Origin of the sequence: Corynebacterium occultum, from assembly GCF_009734425.1 — a bacterium.
GTDB classification, from domain to species: Bacteria; Actinomycetota; Actinomycetes; order Mycobacteriales; family Mycobacteriaceae; genus Corynebacterium; species Corynebacterium occultum.
On record NZ_CP046455.1, the window covers coordinates 2208807 to 2227665 of the forward strand.

Here is an 18859-nt window from a genome sequence, read left to right on the forward strand (position 1 = left end):
ATCGTGATAATTCTGCAAATTTCCCGAAAAGGCAACCTAGCGGCCAAAATCGCATCGCTTGACTAAATGCAGCTCAGGGGCGATAGAAGAAACTATTGATAGAGATTTCTAAATTTCAATCTTTGCAAACTTAGCGAAATTACCCCTTACCCCCGCGCAGAAGTTTAAGAGCCGAGACCGTTGACGAAGATCACGGGATCGAGCAGTGTGTGAACCACGCCACCAAGACAGCGTGACCACGGTTACACACTTCAGGTGAGACCGCAGTAGCGCCCAAGGCAGTTCCCCTCCCTCAGGCTCCATCCCCTGGAAGCCCTCAAGATTTTAGGAAGTGACCGATATGAGCACCACCGGCCAGGCACGTACCGCAGCAGAGATCCAGCAGGACTGGGACACCAACCCCCGTTGGGCCAACACCACCCGTGACTACACCGCAGAGCAGGTTGCTGAACTGCAGGGCACCGTCATCGAGGAGCACACCCTCGCCCGTCGTGGCGCTGAAATCCTCTGGGAAGGTGTCAACGGCGATGATTACATCCACTCCCTGGGTGCCCTGACCGGCAACCAGGCAGTCCAGCAGGTCCGCGCCGGCCTGAAGGCTGTCTACCTCTCCGGTTGGCAGGTCGCCGGTGACGCCAACCTCTCCGGCCACACCTACCCGGACCAGTCCCTCTACCCGGCCAACTCGGTCCCCCAGGTCGTCCGCCGCATCAACAACGCCCTGCTGCGTGCCGATGAGATCGCCCGCTCCGAGGGTGACACCTCCGTCGACAACTGGCTCGTTCCGATCGTCGCCGACGGCGAGGCCGGCTTCGGCGGCGCCCTCAACGTCTACGAGCTGCAGAAGGCCATGATCGGTGCCGGTGCCGCCGGCACCCACTGGGAGGATCAGCTCGCTTCCGAGAAGAAGTGTGGCCACCTCGGTGGCAAGGTCCTCATCCCGACCCAGCAGCACATCCGCACCCTGACCTCCGCCCGCCTGGCAGCCGATGTCGCCAACGTCCCGACCGTGGTCATCGCCCGTACCGACGCTGAGGCCGCCACCCTGATCACCTCCGACGTCGATGAGCGTGACCGTCCCTTCATCGAGGGTGATCGCACCGCCGAGGGTTACTACCGGATCCGCAACGGCATCGAGCCCTGCATCGCCCGCGCCAAGGCCTACGCCCCCTACTCCGACCTGATCTGGATGGAGACCGGTACCCCGGACCTGGCAGTGGCCAAGCAGTTCGCCGAAGCCGTCCACGAAGAATTCCCGGATCAGCTACTCGCCTACAACTGCTCCCCCTCCTTCAACTGGTCCGCACACCTGGAGGCAGATGAGATCGCCAAGTTCCAGAAGGAACTGTCCGCCATGGGCTTCAAGTTCCAGTTCATCACCCTGGCTGGCTTCCACTCCCTCAACTACGGCATGTTCGATCTGGCACACGGCTACGCCCGCAACGGTATGACCGCTTTCGTCGACCTGCAGAACCGTGAGTTCCAGGCAGCTGAGGAGCGTGGCTTCACCGCCGTCAAGCACCAGCGCGAGGTCGGTGCCGGCTACTTCGACAATATCGCCACCACCGTTGACCCGACCTCTTCCACAACCTCGCTGAAGGGCTCCACCGAGGAAGAGCAGTTCGTGTCCACGAACGCTTAAACCCCTCACCGGGGTAGGCGAACTCCCCCTACCCCACCCCTGCCTGATCTTCGCCCCTTGGGTTCTACCCGTGGCACCGCGGCAGCACAGCCCTCCGGTTCCACCCCCACCTGAAGCCACCGTCTCCCCGCACACCCAGCGGGGAGGCGGTGTTCAGCGTTTTTAGGGCTGTGGTGCCTGGCAGAGGAGGGCATTCTCCCCAGGGGTACCGCACTCCTGGGGGTCGTGATTTTCTTCTCCTTAATATAAAGCTCGGCCGGGTGGGGTTGGGGTTGCGGTGCGTGATGGGAAGTGGAATCCCCACCCAACCCACACTTCCCCCCTCAACTCCAGCAGGAAGGCACCAGAGCGCAGGGCCCGGTGAGAGGCACCACTAGGCTCTTAGTGTCCCTCCCCTGATGAAAACCCGGAAAGGTACCTCCCCCTTGTTGAAGAACCGGACCCGCTTCCTCCCCACCCTGGCCACCATTCTGATTCTCGGTTCCGGGCTCAGCGCCTGCTCCGATTCCGGGGGAGATGACCAGACCCGGACCGCAGCCACCGCTGAGGGTGAAAGCTCCGCCGCAGGCAGCAACACCCCCGCCCCCGAGGAAGACCAGAGGACGGAAGGATCCGCCCCGGAAACCGCGGATGCCACGGCAACCAGCGGGGAGGATGAAGCTGGTGGAGAAAACCGGGAGAACCGGGAGCCCGGGGAAAGCAAGGGAAATGACACCCCTTCCACTGACGATGGGGGCCTCTCCCTGGGTGGCCCCGATGAGGCCGCACCCACCGGAACGGAGATTGTGGACCTGAGTGCAGATCCCTTCTTCGACATCACCCCGGGCACTTCCATCACCATCGAGGTCAGTGGCCTGAACCCTGAACGCGGTTACCATGTGGCCATCTGTGAGGCCGGGCAACCGGCGGAAAACAGTCATCCCACCTGCACCGGTGACGCCGATTATCAGGGGCACCGCGCCTGGTTGAGGAACCCGGGTGGCAGCCATGAGATTTCCCCAGCTGGTACCGCCACCCTCACGCTGGCTGCCGCTGCGACCGGTGAGGGTCTGGACTGCACCGCCGAGGAATGCGTGATCAAGGTCTTCGGTGATGAGTCCGAGGATTATCGGAATGTGGCTGATCTGCCGGTGACCTTCGCGGCCCCCTGACCCTGGGTAGCTCATCCCCGCCACCTGGCCCTGAAAACACCGCAGGCCCGCTTCGGGAAAATCCTGAAGCGGGCCTGCGTCTGATCCCGGTAGGGGATTTTCCCGGGCTTAGTTGGCGTATTTGTCGATCTCGCCGAGGGCCTCATCGATGATCCCCAGACCACGCACCAGATCTTCCTCGGTGATGGTCAGCGGAGGTGCGATATGTGTGCGGTTGAAGTGGGTGTGGGGCCACAGTCCCCGCTCCTTGCAGGCCGCGGTGTACTCCACCATCGGCTGGTTCTCCTCCGGTTTGGGAGCGAAGGGCACCAACGGTTCGCGGGTTTCCTTGTCCTTGACCAGCTCAATCGCCCAGAACATACCCATGCCCCGGACATCACCGACGCAGGCGTGCTTCTCCTTCATCTCCTCCAATGCCGGCTTGATCACCCGCTCCGCCAGGTCATTGATGTGGTCCAGCAGGTTGTCCTCGCGGAAGACCTCGAAGGTGGCCACACCGGGAGCACAGGCCAGGGGGTGTCCGGAGTAGGTCAGGCCACCAGGGTAGGAGGTCTGGGCGAAGGTGTCGCGGATGGCCTCGTTGATGATCACCCCACCGAGAGGGACATAACCGGAGTTGGATCCTTTGGCGAAGGTCAGCAGATCCGGTTCCACGTCGAAGGCCTCCACGGCGAACATGGTGCCCATGCGGCCGAAACCGATCATCACTTCATCGGCGATGTAGAGGATGCCGTACTTCTCACATAATGCCTTCAGCCCCTTGAGGTATCCCGGCGGCGGGATCAGCACGCCATTGCCGCCGACCACCGGTTCCATGAGGATGGCGGCGATGGTGCCGGCACCTTCGAGGATGATCTGCTCCTCCAGGTGGGCCAGCGCGCGTTCGGTCTCCTGCTCCGGGGTTTCGGACCAGAAGGGCGAGCGGTAGGTGTAGGGGCCGAAGAAGTGGACCACTCCCGGGTCACCGGCCGGGGTGGGCCAGCGGCGGGGTTCACCGGTCAGGGTCATCGCCAGGTTGGTGGCGCCATGGTAGGAGCGGTAGGCGCTCATGATCTTCTGGCGGCCGGTGTGGATCCGCGCCATGCGCACCGCATGTTCCACCGCATCGGCACCACCATTGGTGAAGAAGACGTAGTTGAGGTCACCGGGGGCGGCCTCGGCGATGAGCCGGGCCAGTTCCGTCCGGGTTTCCTCCGCGAAGCCGGGGGCGATGGTGGCGAGCCGGTCGGCCTGGTCCTTGATCGCCTGGATCAGCTTAGGGTGCCCGTGGCCCAGGTTCGCGTTGACCATCTGGGAGTTGAAGTCGAGGTAGCCCTTGCCCTCATAGTCGTAGAAGGTGGATCCCTCGGCATAAGCGATGGGCAACGGGTTGATCTTGTCCTGGGCGGACCAGGAGTGGAAGACGTGCTTACGGTCGTTCTCGGCGATCTGACGCCCGCGTTCCGGATCAGTGTGCTTCATATGCTTCTCGAACTTCCTTCTCATCTCGGTGTGTCAAATCCCGAGTCTAGGAGAAAGTAGTTCAGCTCACAGCGGATCGGGATTTCTCAGTGCTCCCGCACCATCTGGTACAGGCGGCGGAAGATGGCTGCCCCATCCTGCCGGATGCCATCATGCTGGAACTCATTGGTGATCCAGGGGCGCAGATCCCGGTAGCGTTCCGCGGTGCGGAGCGAATGTTCGAGGGGCACGAAGATGTCATCGACGTAGACCGCGGCGGCGCAGACGGGACCGGCCTCGGCGAGCACCTCGGCGTCATAAAGCGGGGTCCAGTCCTCGGCCTGGGCGAGTTCCTCGGCGACCTGACGGAAGGGTTCCAGGGCCGGATCCTCCTCGAACTGCCAGGGAAAGATGTGCTCCCCGGTGAGGTAGAAGGGCTCAGCCTCCCGGGGATCCAGATCATAGGCGAAGCCGGGAATCGCATCGCTGACGCTCTGTGCCGCCCAACTCGTCGGACCCGGTGTGGTGCCGGCGTAGATGGTTTCATGGATGGCCGCGTAGAGCGGGGCTTCGGCGAAGCTGACGCGCCCACCGACGTCGAGGAGGAAATCACTGCGCAGACGTTTCTCCCCCCGGTATTCCCGGAAAGGTTCCTCCAGGAGGTAGGCCAGGGTGTCGAATCCGGTGCCGCGGCCGAGTTCGATGCCGATGGTGCGGAAACGGCGGGAGCTGAGTCTTTCCCCGGTGGCCAGTAGTTCCTCGGAGTTGTTGAGGTGGTGGCAGATCTCCCGGATCCGGTCTTCCGCCCAGGGGATTTCGGTGTAGAACTTCTCGTGCCGGGTGCTCAGCTTGCTGAAGGTGGCGCGGTAGATGTCATCGGCGTGGGAGTCGGTGCTGGGTAGTCCGCCGGTGAGGTAGGCGTGTTCGACGGATTCGGGGTGGGTGGAAAGGTAGGTGGTGATGCAGAAGCCACCGAAGCTCTGCCCCAGCAGGGACCAGCGGCGGATGCCGAGTGCTTCACGCAGTGTTTCTGCGTCGGCGACGATCTGGTCTGCCCGCAGCAGCCGCAGATGTGCCGCATCGAGGTAGGGGCTGTCGGCGTCGATACGCTCGGAGTGTCCGGTGCCCCGCTGGTCGAGCAGGATCACGCGGTGGTGTTCCAGGGCGGCTTCCAGCCATCCGCTGGGGTCTACCGGCCGTGGAGAGGGGAAGCCTGGGCCGCCCTGCAGGTAGAGCAGCGTCGGGAGGTTCTCACCACCGGCCGGGATGATTTCCCGGGCGAAGATCTCCAGCGTTTCCCGGGGCGCATGATGATCCCAGGGCACCCGGAGGCGGTGCTCCCGGAAGGTGTGGCCGAAGCGGATGGCGGTGGAGGTGCGAAGAGTCATGGGTACCAGTTTATCTTCCGGCTAAGCTGGCCGTATGTCTGAAATCATCACTGCCGGCCCGCTCCGGTACACCTCCCACGGTGCCCATCTGACCGCTGCCGACACCCAGCTCGGTGATCTGCTCTACCTATCTACGAGCGCGACATTCGGGGAGGGTGAATCCATCCGTGGTGGGGTGCCGATCATCGCCCCCTGGTTCAATGACCTGCTCGGATTCACCCCGGCGCATGGCTGGGCACGGCGTAGTGAGTGGAAGACGGAGGAGGTCGAGGGAGGTTTCGACGCCACCCTCACCTGGCGGGGCATTGAGCTGATCCTGACCACCCGGGCCACCGCTGATGGTTTCGCCCAGACCCTGACCGCCACCAACCTGGGACAGAAGGAAGCCACCATCCAGTTGGCCTTCCACCCTTATTTCCTGGTCTCTGATGTCACGAAGATTTCAGTGGAGGGTGCCGATGCCTCCCCCATCACCTTCGATGGCTCCCTCTATGATGAGTTCTTCGCTGTCGCCCCCACCCAGGACATGGCCACGGAGGCCCCGGTCCGCATCATCGATGAAGGTGCTGAGCGGATTATCAGCATCTACGGTTATGGCTCCGACCACACCGTGGTGTGGAACCCCGGGGAGGAAAAGGCCGCTGGCATGGCGGATGTGGGTCCCGATGAGTGGCGGCAGTTCGTCTGTGTGGAACCGGCCAAGTTGGGGGCCGGTCGTGGAGGGATCACCCTGCCTTCCGGGGCGGGTGCCACCCTGGGCATGCTGGTGGGGGTTTCTGCGCTCTAGTTCATCCGGGCATGCAGCCTAGAGTGGGGAAAACGGCACTTAAGGATGGGATCTAGGACCTTAAGGCCGGTTTTCCCCACTCTAGGCTGCATGACCCCCCTGGAACTCATGGCTGGTCATCCAGGAAACAGAAGCACGGCATGACATATTTCCTGTCATGCCGTGCTTTGATCTACGGAGCTCTACCGAAAAACTAGGTCTAGCCCTTCTTCACCGTGATCTGCCAGGAGGCCTCCCCGGTTTCCCGGAAGTCGGTGACCTCATGGCCGTCGGTGGCGCACCACTGCGGGATGGCGTCGGTGGCCTGGGTGCAGTCGAAGTCGATGACCAGGTGCTGGCCGGACTGAAGATCCTGCATCACGTCCTTGGCCTCGATCAGCGGGAAGGGGCAGACCGCGCCGAGGGAGTCCAGGGCGTAGTAGCCATCACCCAGTTCGCGTAGCTTCTCGCTGACGGCGGGCTGGATGTTGATCAGACCGGTCGCCATCTTCAGTCCACCCAGGGGGGCGGGGCTGACTGCAGGGTTGTCGGCGACCTTCAGCACACGGTCCTCGGCGGAGGTGACGGTTTCGTTGGCCAGGCTCTGCTCGGTGGAGTAGGTGCCGGTGTCCGGGGTCTTCTTCTTCGCTGCGGTGGCAGGCTTGAGGAAGATCTTGGCAGCCACGCCAACGCCGATGGCGATGAACAGCAGAGCGATCCAACCCTGGAAGCTGAAGAGGCTGGTCTGGACCATGCCGTTGCCGACGGTGCAGCCACCGGCCAGGGAGGCGCCGACACCCATCATGGTGCCGCCGATCACTGAACGGACAGAAGTGACGGAGTCCGGCACGCGCACCCGGAATTCACCGGTGGACCTGGCGGCGATGAAAGAGCCGACCAGGATGCCCAGCACCAGCATGACACCCCAGTTGAGGTAGCTCTCATCACCGGTGGTGATGTACTGCAGCGTGTGGGCGGTGGGGGTGGTGATGCCCAGACCGGAGTTGCGGCCCGCGGCAGCGGAGAGCGGCCAGGCGATGACACCGATCAGGCCGATCAGGGCACCTGCGGTGTAGACGTGCAGGGGGCGCTTCCATGCCGGCTGGTTCCCCAGTCGTGCGATCTTGGGGCGCTTGGCTTCCAGGGTCAGGAAGTGGCGGACCAGGTAGATGGTCAGGGCCGCGAAGGGGACGACGAACCACCAGACGGAGATGCCGAAGAGTGCCGGCAGGGTGGTCAGTTCGGTCTCCCAGGAGAACATGAAATTGGTGAAACCGGACAGGACGCCGGTCTTCATGGCGGCGGTGGAGACGGCGTAGGTGGCCAGGGCGATCCAGGAGCCGACCAGTCCCTCACCGGAGCGGTACCAGGTGCCGGAGGCGCAACCACCCGAGAGGATGATGCCGAAACCGAAGATGAAGGCGCCGAGGATCACGGCGGCCGGGGCGAAGTTGTCATAGGTCGGGGTGATCACGCCTGCGGAGGTCAGGGCGGCGAGGCCCACGGCGTGTACCGCGATGACCACGAGCAGCCCGACGAAGGTGCGCCAGGAGCGTTGCAGGAAGATATCCCGCAGCATGCCGGTGACACAGAACCTACCGCGCTGCATCACGATGCCGAGTACGGCACCGACGGCGAGTCCGGTGATGATCATGGGAACCAGCTTTCCGAGGTTTGAGATTACTATTAGACCCCTCAGAATATAGACCAACCGGTACCTCTTTGTCTAGCCCCCCTAGACAGATCTGTTCATAACGGGGCGGGGATGGGCGGATACACCTTCATCCCGCGGCACTCTCAGGTCCACCGGTCCCCCTCCCACAGATCCAGACCAGGGTGTCAGGACGCACTCTCCCAGCAGAGATACCTCAGCATCACGCCTATTTCCTGATAGAAACCCCCGCTCAGCAGCCTATGATGGAAAGGAATGCTTCCGCCCAGGTCAATCCCCGGGGCGGAAATTTCTCTTAGTTGACGTAGCTATATACCGCTTGATTTACCCACGGAGTCCGCCATTGAATCCTGAAACCCCCGGCCAGGAACCGCTAAAACAGCCCAGACCTGATCAGAACACCGACCTACCCGAACCGATCCCGGCCCGCCCCAGCCCCTGGCAGCTGCTGACCGCCTTCCACAGCAGTGCCCCCCGCTGGCCCGGCGCGCTCCGAGCAGCGCTGGCCGTCACCCTGCCCGGACTACTGGCCCTCATGCTCGGCTTCGAGAATGAGATCATGCTCATCGCCGCCGGCGGCTTCGCCGTCATCTACGGCGAAGGACACGCCTACCGCGCCCGCTGGCGGGTGATGCTCATCGCCGGAGCACTCATCGCACTCAGCGCCACCGCCGGTGCCTTCGTCGGCGAGTCCATGTTCCAGGCCATGGGAGTCGACGGTTCCCACTGGTGGCTGCTGCTCTCCGCCTTCTACACCATCATCATTGCCACCATCGGCACCTTCGTCCAGAACGCCCTGCGACTACCGCCACCCGGCAGCTTCTTCATCGTCATGGTCGGCGGTGGTTCCACCATGGTGGCCAAACTGGGCCTCAACCCCGTGGATGTCGGCCTCTGGGCCATGGTCGGCGTGGCAGCAGCCCTGCTCATCGGCATGTTCCCCGCTCTGTTCAACCACCGCCACCCCCAGGAACAGGCGGTGAAAACCCTGGAGCAGGCCGTCGCCGACTTCGAGGCCGCTGAAAAACCCGCCCTGGCAAAAAACCACCAGGCCGAAACCGCCCTCACCAACGCCTGGGGCGCACTCTCCGACTCCGGTGCGGTGCGCGCCGGGCAGCTGCTGGACGAGAAGCAGCGGGACCTGGTGGACCGGGTCACCACCGCGCACCGGCGACTCTCCCAGGCCAGTGCCATGCTCCCCCAGGGTGGTGCCACCGAGGAGCTGACCGACACCCCGAACTACATCGATCTCTCCCGCACCGCAATCCCCATGGCGCGCCCCTCGGTCAGCTATCGCATCTACCGTTCCCTGCACCCCGACAGCCATGCCAGCATCACCGCAATCAAGGTCGCGGTAGCCACCACCCTGGCTGCCGTGATCGGCATCGCGCTGGGCTTCGACCGGCCGGACTGGGCGGTGGTGTCTGCCCTCCTGATGATCCAGTGGGGTCCGGACCGCATCCCGGGCACCATCCGTGGGCTGCACCGCATGATCGGTTCCCTGATCGGCATCTTCCTCTTCGCCCTCTTCCACTACCTGGAGGTTGAGGGGTTCACTCTGCTGCTCGCCCTGGCGGTCTGTCAGTTCGGGGCGGAGTTCTTTGTCACCCGAAACTATGCCTTCACCGTCATCTTCACCACCCCATTGGCACTGCTGATGGGCGATTCGCTCGCCTCCCCCCTGGGTGAGGTGATGTTCGGGCGCAGCATGGAGATCCTCCTCTCCATCGTCTTCGGCCTGCTCGCGCTCTGGTTCATCCTGCGGGATTCCGGACCACGCCACCATGACCGTCTGGTTCGCCGTGCCTTCGATGCGATGGGAGCCGCCACCGGCGCCCTGCTGACCTCCCGTCCGGGCCGTCAGCTCACTGAACTGCGCGACCTGCAGTATGAACTGCTCGGGGAGCGCCGCGCCGTCCAGACCCTGGTGAACAACCATCCGGAGATCGCCAAGGAGCGCTGGAACACCCACCTGGCGGTCCAGCTGGCCGGCTACAGCCTGCTCGACTACGTCACCGCCAGCGCCAACCGTCAACTCAGTTTCGAGGAGATTGCGGAACTGGCCCGCCGTATCCGCACCGCGCGGGAATACAACTAGGGGGTTCCTCCCCTAGTCCAGCGCAGCCTGGAGAATCGCGGTGCTGTTCAGGCCGAAGTGGTCCACACCCTGGGGGTAGGACTCCTCAACTGCCCCGAAACCCTGCGCCCGGTACCAGGCCGCGCCTTCCTGCGCCGCCCCATAGGCGTTGAAGGGTGCTTGCGGGTCAGTGCCATCATCAGCGGTGCCGCTCACCCAGGTCAGCGGACCGACCTGCTCAGCGGCGGCCGCAATGGCAGCGGGGTCCGCACCCCAGGGCCGGCCGCCGCCGCCGAGCATGAGTGCCCCGCCGCTCACCAGTTGCGGCTCACTGAGGATCAGCTCGTGGGCAAGAAGCTCTGCGCCCCCGGAGTATCCCATCCACCAGATATCGGAGCGGTCGATCCCGTATTCGGGAAGGATCTGCTGCTCGAGCAGTTCGGCCAACCAGTCGGCATTGGACGCGGAATTTTTCCACCAGGTGGTGGTGGCAGAGTCCGGGGTCAATGGGGCGATCAGGATCTTATTCTCCGCTGCCGCCACGGCTGCGAGCCCCTCAAGCAGGTATCCGGGGTTGTGGTACTCATAGGCGCCGTCGCCGTGCAGCCGGATGACCGCACCCACGGGCCGGGAGAAGTCCACGCCCTCCGTGTAGACGCGGACATCGCCGAAGTTGTGCTGGGTCTGCTGGGCATAGTTCCGCTGTTTCACATCGGAGAGGGAAGAGCTGAGCGCTGTGCCGGGTGTTGCAGCTTCTGCTACGCAGGGGGTGAGTGCCAACAATCCGGCGATAGCCAGGGTTGTAGGAAGAAATCGACGTAAAGGTATGATTTTCACATGGGGAAAGCGTAATGGTTCCGTGACCTTTCTCAAGCTGGCGAAAGTCCCGAAAACCGATGAGAGCACGCTGAGGGGGAGAGCTTTCCGCTGTACAGAAAGGTGCAGCTCCGGCACCGGGCAGCTTGAGCAGAACCCCTAGGGAGCCCCTTTTGTGAGCGGAAACACCTTGCTGTGGGCCGGATTCAGCCCAGGATCTGCTGGCCCAGGATCCCGGCGGCAACGAGTGGCATCGCTCCGCCAGCCACACCGGTGAGCGCCCTGGAGGCACCTCCCCGGGTGCCGGTGCACCCATTTTCTCTCCGGATGAGTGGATGACATCATCCTGCCCCTTGGGTCGGCACCGGGAAACTGAGGAAGTTTAACCTCACCCCAACGAGTTTTCCGGGGCAGATATGCAGGAATCCGTCACTCAGGAGCTATGTAGCGAAGGTTTCTGGTACCAGCGCCGGAGAATTGCGGGATCACCGTCACCGCAGTGATAGGCCGGTGGCCCCGCGTCTGCAGCCCTGCCGACAGCTCCCTCACCGCCTTGCCGAAACGGCCCGGTGCAAGGGGTGCACCGGGCCGTCGATAAGCGGGCGCGCAGCGCTAACAGGACAATGGCTGAGACGCAGACCTGGCAACGACCCGCGCTTGTCGACGCCGCATCCTCCCCGCGCTGCTCAGCTGAAGAGCAGCTGCTGCACATCCTCCTGGCGCACGGGCTGCAATCCCCAGGCATCCAGACCGACATCCACCTGTCCCTCGGCCACCTGCGGCACCGGGGAATGCAGGTGACCGTGCACCAGGTAGGGCACCCGCAGACGCAGGTCATCGAAACGGGATGTCATGCCGTCATGGTCCTGCCCGGGGCGCGGGAAATGCGAGAGCCAGACCTCCTGCCCCTGCCAGCGCAGCTTCTGATAGGCCTGCACCGACTCGAAGACCTCAAGGTAGACCCGCTGCCTTTTGAAGGAACTCTTGAAGAGCGGATGGCAGGAGTCATGGTTTCCGGGGATGAGATGCTTCTCCACCTCCGGAAGATGTTCCTGGATCAGGTCCAGGGCGCGCTGTTCTTCCCTGGTGTCACCGACACTCAGGTCGCCGAGCACCCAGAGGCGGTCCCCCGGGGCGACCTGCTCCTTCAGGTTGGACAGGACTGTCGCATCGTGGCGGCCCACATCGCTAAAACCCCGTAGCCCCGCCACAAAACGGTGCCCCAGGTGAAGATCAGAGGTGAACCAGACCGTCATTTCGCAGCCGCCGCCTGTTCCAGCGCCTGGGTGAACACCTCAACCGGTTGCGCACCGGAGACCGCCAGTCGACCATCGAAGACGAAAAAGGGTACCCCCTGGACACCGATCTGACGGGCGGTGGCGATATCGGCGTTGACCTGATCGCTGTACTCCTCAGAGTTCAGCACCCGATTCACCTCTTCCGCTTCGAGGCCGACCTTTCCGGCGAACTCACGGAGTGTGTCATGGTCGGCGATATTGCGGCCCCGGGAAAGGAAACCGTCCTTGACGATCTCATCCCAGGCCATGCCCACCCCTTTCTCCCGGGCGAGCTGGCCCACCCGGTGGGCGTCCCAGGTGTTGGCGTTGACGCCCTCCCGCCAGTTGAAGTCCAGTCCGACCTGCTCCGCCTGGGCGGCCAGCTGACCCAGCATGCCCTCGATCTGGGCGGTGGGGGCACCCTTCATCCGGGACAGGGATTCAACCATGGAGTCCTGAGGTTCCTTCTCCGCCTCAGGACTGAGCTGGAAGCTACGCCAGATGACCTCCACATCCTCTCGGCCGGCGAAATTCTCCAGCGCCAGGGAGAGATGCCGCTCCCCGAGGGAACAGAAGGGGCAGACATAGTCAGACCAGATATCAATTCTCATACTCATGTTCAACCCCGTAGCTTCCTGATCAATTCCCGCCCACCCCCTGGGGAAGTTCCCTTAACCTGCTGACCGCATGTGGCCGGAGGAGTTGGCATTGTGTCCCAGCGTGCCGAATAATGGCCACTTTGTCCACTATCTTTGATAGGAAAATAATGCCAGATAAATCTGTGCACTCCCCCAAGCTCGGCGCTGCTGCCGAGGAGCCGGAACAACCGGTTTCCGGGAGCTCATACCCACATGATCTACACCCTGGCCTGGTGCCGGGCATCGGTGTTGATGAGCAGCGCAACCGTTTCGGGGTGGACTGGTTCGTCTTCGCCGTCACTGCGGTCCTGATCATCGGTTTCATCATCTGGGGTATTTCGAGCCCCGCTCATGTCGGTGAGGTCTCATCCTCCGCCTTCGCCTGGGCGATGACCAACACCGGATGGCTGCTCAACCTGGTGATGATCCTCGGCCTGGTGCTCATGGCCTATATCGGATTCTCCCGCTTCGGCGCCATCCGCCTGGGTAAGGATGATGAGGGCCCCCAGTTTTCCCGTTTCTCCTGGATTGCGATGATGTTCGGTGCCGGTATCGGCGTGGGCATCTTCTTCTTCGGCCCCTCCGAGCCCCTCTCCCACTTCCTCAATCCCCCGCCGGGCACGGTGGCGGCAGGCACCCCCGCAGCCCTGCACCAGGCGCTGGCCCAGTCCCACTTCCACTGGGGGCTCTCCGCCTGGGCGCTTTATGCCCTGGTGGGTGGGGCGATCGCCTACTCCACCTTCCGGCGGGGCCGGGTCAGCCTGATCAGCTCGGTCTTCCAGCCGCTCTTCGGCACCAAACAGACCGATGGCCTGGTGGGACGGATCATCGATATCCTGGCCATCTTCGCCACCCTTTTCGGCACCGCCGCCACCCTGGGGCTCTCCGCCACCCAGATCGGCACCGGCATCGAGATCATCTCCGGGATCAGCGAAGTGGGCAATGATGTCCTGCTGATGATCATCGCTGTGCTGACCACCGGGTTCATCATCAGCGCGGTCTCCGGTGTGGCGAAGGGTATCCGCTACCTCTCCAACCTGAATGTCTCGCTGACCCTGATTCTGATCGCCTTCGTCTTCCTCACCGGCCCCACCCTCTTCCTGCTCAACCTCATCCCCTCGGGCATCTTGGTCTACGTTGATGAACTGCTGCCGATGATGAGCAAGTCCCTGTCCTGGGGCGAGGAAACCGTGAGCTTCCAGGCTGGCTGGACCGCCTTCTACTGGGCCTGGTGGATCGCCTGGACACCTTTCGTGGGCATGTTCATCGCCCAGATCTCCCGGGGCCGCACCTTGCGTGAGTTCGCCCTGGCCACCCTGTTGGTCCCGACCATGATCATCATCCTGGCCTTCACCGTCTTCGGTGGTGCAGCCGTGTGGTTGAACATGCAGGGCACAGCCGGTTTCGATGGCTCCGCAGGTTCGGAGAATGTGCTCTTCTCCCTCTTCGAGACCCTGCCGCTGAACCAGATCACCCCCTTCATCCTGATCTTCGTGCTCGCCATCTTCTTCATCACCTCAGCGGACTCCGCCTCGGTGGTGATGGGCACCATGTCCTCCAAGGGTGACCCCTCACCGAAGAAGTATGTGGTGATCTTCTGGGGACTGTGCATGATGGGCATCGCCGTGGTCATGTTGCTCGCCGGCGGCGAGGAGACGCTGGCCGCACTGCAGAACCTGACCATCCTGGTGGCACTGCCCTTCTCGGTGGTGCTGCTGTTGATGATGGTCGCCTTCCTCAAGGATCTCTCCACCGACCCTGCCGCCATCCGACGCAAGTACGCCCGCGTCGCCGTCGCCAATGCCGTGGTCCGCGGCCTGGAGGAATACGGCGATGACTTCGAGTTCGGGGTCTCCGAGGCGGAGGAGGGCCGGGGTGCCGGCCATGACTTCGACTCCACCTCGGTGAAGGTGACCGAGTGGTACCAGCGCACCGATGAGTTCGGCAACAAGGTCGACTATGACTACGAGTCCGGCCGGTGGGCCGACGGCTGGACCGCAAAGAACGAGAACCCGGATACCTCTGATGATCCGGGACAGGCCGCGAAGAACACAACTGACCGTCCCTGAACTACTGCTGACCCCAACTCTGGATTCCCGCTCCCCGCACCACACCTTGGTGCGGGGAGTTTTCCGCTCGACCGGGGGTGTCACGGGGTGGCGCTGAGCAGGCTGAACCATGAGTCACCTCTTTACGGGTCTCAACTTCCCCATTAGACTGTGACCCAGGTAACTAAATTGCGCATCTAGTACACCAGGTCCAAGGAGAAAGAACACCTTCAACCGGCGAGGGAGTGGCGACATGACCGCCGTTATTTTCAACAGTGTGCAGGCTCGGATCCACCAAGAGAAGGATCCGGTCAGACGAGCCCGACTCGGGCAGTTCATCGTGGAGGTCATGCGCCATATGCCGCAGCTGACCCTCTCCCAGGCTGCCAGCACCGCGCTGCAGACAGCCGACGCGGTCGAGTTCCACACCCATGAAGACCACCCCTCGCTGGTGCAGATGATCCAGGGGCTACAGGTCCGTTCCGCCATGGAATGGCACGCCTTCGGTTATGAACCCAAGGAGGATGCCGTCCCGATCACGTTGGACACCCCGCGGGAGAACCCCGGCAAGGCACCGGTACCGCCGCAAGCCGAGGCCTATTACCTCAAGGAGCACACCCGGCGCGCCCCGCAGCTCAATGAGGGTGCCAACCCGGTTCTCCATCTGCCCAGCTACCGTGATGCCGCGACCGCCTGGCGCAAGCGCCTGGGTTATCGGACTGAGCCGAACATGTCCTACATGGAGTTCGGGGCCGGCCGCCCGGTGCGTCGCATCGAGATGCTGGGCAACCTCTGGAAGATCGGCGCGGTGGCCACCTGGGAGCGGGAGTGGGAGGGTCAGACCTCCTGGTGCAACATCACCCATGAACCGGAGTCCGGTGATCAGCCTTTCCCGATGATGAGTGAACTTGACTGCTGGTATCACCTCCGCATCCACCATTCCGTGGAGCGGGATGGTTTCGCCGAGATCGCGCGCTGTCTGGGAGAGATCTTCACCGGTTATCTTTCCCAGCTGTGGGAGGGTGCGGAGCAGGTCAAGCCGGGCAAGCTGCTGGGTGCGGAGTCGGAGGCCGCCGGTTATATCGCCCTGGAACGGCTGTGGGTGCCGATGCGTTCCCGGCGCACCTCCTGGTACCACGACTTCATCGCCGGTAAGCCGATGCCGGAGGAGTTCCGCTGGGACATTGTGGTGGCCGCCGCCGAACAGATCGAGGATCTGCTGCGTGGTGACACCGAACCGGTGGTCGCTGCCTGACCTCACCATGGCCCCGGGTATCCTGAGCTGCCATGAACTCAGATTCCCGGATCCCGCCTTCGTTGCTGCTGATTGACAACCACGACAGTTTCACCGGGATCCTGGCGCATCTGATTCAGGCGGCCACCGGGACTGCCCCAGGGGTGCTGCTTCACGACGACCCCCGCCTGACCCCGGCTCTGATCGCCGCGCAGGACTGCGTGGTCATCTCTCCCGGCCCCGGGAATCCGCATAACCCCGATGATCTTCGTGGTTCCGCCCTGGCCCTGGCGCAGGACCGTGTTCCGGTGCTGGGGGTGTGCCTGGGTATGCAGGCCATCGCGGTGGCTGCCGGCGCCCGGGTGAGCAGGGCTGCTTTCCCGATGCACGGGCGGAGCAGCCGGATTGACGGTTTCGCGGGCCTGCCAGGTCCCCTTGAGGTCACCCGTTATCATTCGCTGGCGGTGGATCCGGCGTCGGTGGGAGAAAATCTTAAGGTCACCTCCCGCGCCGAGGACGGGACCATCATGGCCTTGAGTCGACTGGATGCCCCACAGGTCGGGGTGCAGTTCCACCCCGAGTCGGTGGGCACCGTAGGTGGGGAGCTGATGATCCGTGCTCTCCTGCGGGAACTGGGGGTCAACCTTCCGCCCAGGGTGCGCTGGCACTCCCAACTCCTTAGCCAGGTCTCCCTCTCCGCGGTGGCCGCGGTGTTGGATCCTTTGGCCCGCAGTCTGGTCTGGTTGGACAGTTCCGATGCCGTGCACCCCACCGGCCGCAGCAGTTTCCTGGCCGCTGACCTGGGGTCCGGTGAGTCCGGCATCATTGCGGCGAGCCTGTTGGAGGAGCGGCTGGCACAGCTTCCCCAGGTGGAGGTCACCGGTGGGGGTCCTTACCGCCCGGGTGTCTTCTGGTCGCTGGACTATGAGGCGGAGACTGCCATGTACCTGTGCCCGGATGTACTGGTGCAGGAAACCCGGGAAGGCACCTGGCTCTACACCCGCGAAGGTGTCCGGTTGCCTGCCCTGGCAGATCTGGCTGAGCCCGTTCCGGCCGCCGCCCCGGTGACGGTGGGTATCCCCCGGGCAGATCATTCCCTGTCCGGATATCTCGCGGCGGTTGAGGCCTGCCAGCAGCACATCCGGGCCGGGGAGTCCTATGAACTGTGTCTGACCACCACCGTGCGCACCAGGTTGGCGGAGGAACCTGAGCCCCTCGGTCTCTACCTGCGGCTGCGGAAGCTCGCCCCAGCCCCGATGGCCTCGTTCTGGCGGGTCGACGGGGTGGCCCTGCTCTCGGCTTCCCCGGAGCGTTTCATGTCCGTGGACGGTCAGGGCATGGTGTCCGCCAGCCCGATCAAGGGCACCCGCCCGCGCGGCGTCGATAAGCGACAGGATGAGGGGGTCCGTGCGGAACTTCAGGCCTCGGTGAAGGATCGGGCCGAGAACCAGATGATCGTCGACCTGATGCGCCATGACATCGCCGCCTGGTGTGAACCCGGGTCGGTGCAGGTGCCGGAGTTGTGTGCGGTGCACAGTTTCGCCACCGGGCACCAGATGATCAGCACCGTCACCGGCCGGTTACACCCCGGGGTTCCGGTCCACCAGGTGATCCATGCGGCCTTCCCGCCCGGATCCATGACCGGGGCACCCAAAGAACGAACCATGGCCCTGTTGGAGACCCTGGAGCCTGGCACCCGGGGTTGGTACTCCGGTGTCGCCGGACACCTGAGTGCTGATGGTGTCGTTGATACCGCGGTGCTGATCCGCACCGCGGTGGTGTCGGGCAAAGAGCTGAGTTATGGTGCCGGGGGCGCGGTGACCATGCTCAGTGACCCGGCCGAGGAGGCTGCTGAGGTGCAGGTGAAGCTGCTGCCGCTGCGGCGACTGCTCGGGATCGCCGACAATGCCGACGACTGGTTGGAGGACTGGACATGAGTGAACTACTGGCAGCGGATTCCTTCACGGTGCGTGACCTGGGGCAGGGACCGGTGGTCCGGGGGCTGAGCCTGCACCTGGAACGCTTCCGGAGGGCCTGCCTGGCCCAGGGACATCAGGTGGAGCCGACACACCTACGTTCCCTGCTGAGCTCCGAGGATCTTTCCGGCACCTCCCCACGCCTGGAACTGAACAAGGTGGGGGTCAGTCTGCGGCGACGTCCGGCGCGCCCCGAAACCGACACCGCCACCCTGTCCGCCAGCGGGGCAGCTGACACCCGGGTCCTACCGAAGATCAAGGGCCCCGACATCCCCCTGCTGCAGGAACTCCTGGCGGAGGTGGCGGAGGATGAACGTATCCTGCTCGATGAGGAGGGGAAGGTGGTGGAGTGCTGCTTCTCCACCCCGATCCGTTTCCTCCCTGGTTCCCTGATCGAGGATGTGCCCTGGATCGCGGAGTTCCCCCAGCATCCCCGTCAGCTGGAGTCGGTGACCGCGCAGCTGGTGCGCCGCGCCCTGTTGTGGCTGGGTGTGGCCGTGGTTGAGTCAGCTCCCCTGACCCACCAGCAACTTCAGGAAGGCCATGTCTGGCTGCTCAATGCCACCCATGTCCGCCGGGTGGTTTCGCCTTCCCGGCAGCCGGATTTCTGGCCGACGGAACTACTGGAGCTGCAACAGCTGGTCACCGAATGGTTGGATACCAAGGCGGAACCACTGCCGCGCTGATTCCGGTGCAGCTGGGCTGTTGCCACCTCAGCTGATGAAGGCCGGGGC

14 protein-coding genes are annotated in these 18859 nt (G+C 63.7%); 8 read left to right on the top strand and 6 right to left on the bottom strand.

The window, feature by feature from the left end; genetic code table 11:
* Window positions 1–340 precede the first annotated feature (340 nt).
* Both aceA and COCCU_RS10235 read left to right on the top strand, forming a co-directional pair.
* Window positions 341–1642: an isocitrate lyase gene (gene aceA, locus COCCU_RS10230; RefSeq protein WP_156231413.1), complete on the top strand. Its 1302-nt coding sequence runs from the start codon at window positions 341–343 to the stop codon at window positions 1640–1642.
* A 425-nt stretch (window positions 1643–2067) separates the two neighbouring features.
* Entirely contained in the window at window positions 2068–2793 is a 726-nt protein-coding gene (locus tag COCCU_RS10235; RefSeq protein WP_156231414.1) for a hypothetical protein, read from the top strand.
* Window positions 2794–2901: 108 nt separating this feature from the next.
* Here the strand turns inward: COCCU_RS10235 and COCCU_RS10240 are convergent, their stop codons facing one another.
* Window positions 2902–4254: an aspartate aminotransferase family protein gene (locus COCCU_RS10240; RefSeq protein ID WP_231598738.1), complete on the bottom strand. Its 1353-nt coding sequence runs from the start codon at window positions 4252–4254 to the stop codon at window positions 2902–2904.
* 86 nt (window positions 4255–4340) lie between these two features.
* Window positions 4341–5621: an alpha/beta fold hydrolase gene (locus tag COCCU_RS10245; protein ID WP_156231416.1), complete on the bottom strand. Its 1281-nt coding sequence runs from the start codon at window positions 5619–5621 to the stop codon at window positions 4341–4343.
* Between the two features lie 34 nt (window positions 5622–5655).
* Here COCCU_RS10245 and COCCU_RS10250 point away from each other — a divergent pair, with 34 nt between their 5' ends.
* Window positions 5656–6408, top strand: coding sequence for an aldose epimerase family protein (locus COCCU_RS10250; RefSeq protein WP_156231417.1), 753 nt, complete (start codon window positions 5656–5658; stop codon window positions 6406–6408).
* A gap of 199 nt (window positions 6409–6607) precedes the next feature.
* On the opposite strand, the gene COCCU_RS10255 is transcribed toward COCCU_RS10250, so the two are convergent.
* Window positions 6608–8041 (bottom strand): YeeE/YedE thiosulfate transporter family protein, encoded by a 1434-nt coding sequence (locus COCCU_RS10255; RefSeq protein ID WP_156231418.1) that lies wholly within the window; start codon window positions 8039–8041, stop codon window positions 6608–6610.
* Between the two features lie 361 nt (window positions 8042–8402).
* Here COCCU_RS10255 and COCCU_RS10260 point away from each other — a divergent pair, with 361 nt between their 5' ends.
* Window positions 8403–10157, top strand: coding sequence for an FUSC family protein (locus COCCU_RS10260; protein WP_197088342.1), 1755 nt, complete (start codon window positions 8403–8405; stop codon window positions 10155–10157).
* Window positions 10158–10169: 12 nt separating this feature from the next.
* Here COCCU_RS10260 and COCCU_RS10265 read toward each other — a convergent pair whose 3' ends face one another.
* From COCCU_RS10265 to COCCU_RS10275, 3 genes are all read right to left on the bottom strand, one after another.
* Window positions 10170–10847 carry a hypothetical protein gene (locus tag COCCU_RS10265; protein ID WP_156231420.1) on the bottom strand — a complete coding sequence of 226 codons (678 nt, stop codon included), beginning with the start codon at window positions 10845–10847 and terminating at the stop codon, window positions 10170–10172.
* Window positions 10848–11638: 791 nt separating this feature from the next.
* Window positions 11639–12208 (bottom strand): metallophosphoesterase, encoded by a 570-nt coding sequence (locus tag COCCU_RS10270; protein ID WP_156231421.1) that lies wholly within the window; start codon window positions 12206–12208, stop codon window positions 11639–11641.
* Complete coding sequence (locus tag COCCU_RS10275) at window positions 12205–12846, bottom strand: DsbA family oxidoreductase (RefSeq protein WP_231598739.1); 642 nt, start codon at window positions 12844–12846, stop codon at window positions 12205–12207. The genes COCCU_RS10270 and COCCU_RS10275 overlap by 4 nt, the downstream gene beginning before the upstream one ends.
* Before the next feature lie 149 nt (window positions 12847–12995).
* On the opposite strand from COCCU_RS10275, the gene COCCU_RS10280 reads away from it, so the two are divergent.
* From COCCU_RS10280 to COCCU_RS10295, 4 genes are all read left to right on the top strand, one after another.
* On the top strand, window positions 12996–14936 hold the full coding sequence (locus COCCU_RS10280) for a BCCT family transporter (RefSeq protein WP_156231422.1): 1941 nt from the start codon (window positions 12996–12998) through the stop codon (window positions 14934–14936).
* Window positions 14937–15168: 232 nt separating this feature from the next.
* A complete protein-coding gene (locus tag COCCU_RS10285; protein WP_156231423.1) occupies window positions 15169–16170 on the top strand; it encodes a hypothetical protein in 1002 nt (333 codons plus the stop codon).
* Window positions 16171–16202: 32 nt separating this feature from the next.
* On the top strand, window positions 16203–18086 hold the full coding sequence (locus COCCU_RS10290; RefSeq protein ID WP_156231424.1) for a chorismate-binding protein: 1884 nt from the start codon (window positions 16203–16205) through the stop codon (window positions 18084–18086).
* Window positions 18083–18811 (top strand): aminotransferase class IV, encoded by a 729-nt coding sequence (locus COCCU_RS10295; protein WP_156231425.1) that lies wholly within the window; start codon window positions 18083–18085, stop codon window positions 18809–18811. The genes COCCU_RS10290 and COCCU_RS10295 overlap by 4 nt, the downstream gene beginning before the upstream one ends.
* The last annotated feature ends 48 nt before the right edge of the window (window positions 18812–18859 follow it).

Excerpts from the sequence above, each read along its gene's own strand:
- aceA (WP_156231413.1), top strand. The coding sequence starts at position 341 with ATGAGCACCACCGGCCAGGCACGTACCGCAGCAGAGATCCAGCAGGAC.
- COCCU_RS10240 (WP_231598738.1), bottom strand. The coding sequence starts at position 4,254 with ATGAAGCACACTGATCCGGAACGCGGGCGTCAGATCGCCGAGAACGAC.
- COCCU_RS10245 (WP_156231416.1), bottom strand. The coding sequence starts at position 5,621 with ATGACTCTTCGCACCTCCACCGCCATCCGCTTCGGCCACACCTTCCGG.
- COCCU_RS10250 (WP_156231417.1), top strand. The coding sequence starts at position 5,656 with ATGTCTGAAATCATCACTGCCGGCCCGCTCCGGTACACCTCCCACGGT.
- COCCU_RS10255 (WP_156231418.1), bottom strand. The coding sequence starts at position 8,041 with ATGATCATCACCGGACTCGCCGTCGGTGCCGTACTCGGCATCGTGATG.
- COCCU_RS10270 (WP_156231421.1), bottom strand. The coding sequence starts at position 12,208 with ATGACGGTCTGGTTCACCTCTGATCTTCACCTGGGGCACCGTTTTGTG.
- COCCU_RS10275 (WP_231598739.1), bottom strand. The coding sequence starts at position 12,846 with ATGAGTATGAGAATTGATATCTGGTCTGACTATGTCTGCCCCTTCTGT.
- COCCU_RS10280 (WP_156231422.1), top strand. The coding sequence starts at position 12,996 with ATGCCAGATAAATCTGTGCACTCCCCCAAGCTCGGCGCTGCTGCCGAG.
- COCCU_RS10285 (WP_156231423.1), top strand. The coding sequence starts at position 15,169 with ATGACCGCCGTTATTTTCAACAGTGTGCAGGCTCGGATCCACCAAGAG.
- COCCU_RS10290 (WP_156231424.1), top strand. The coding sequence starts at position 16,203 with ATGAACTCAGATTCCCGGATCCCGCCTTCGTTGCTGCTGATTGACAAC.
- COCCU_RS10295 (WP_156231425.1), top strand. The coding sequence starts at position 18,083 with ATGAGTGAACTACTGGCAGCGGATTCCTTCACGGTGCGTGACCTGGGG.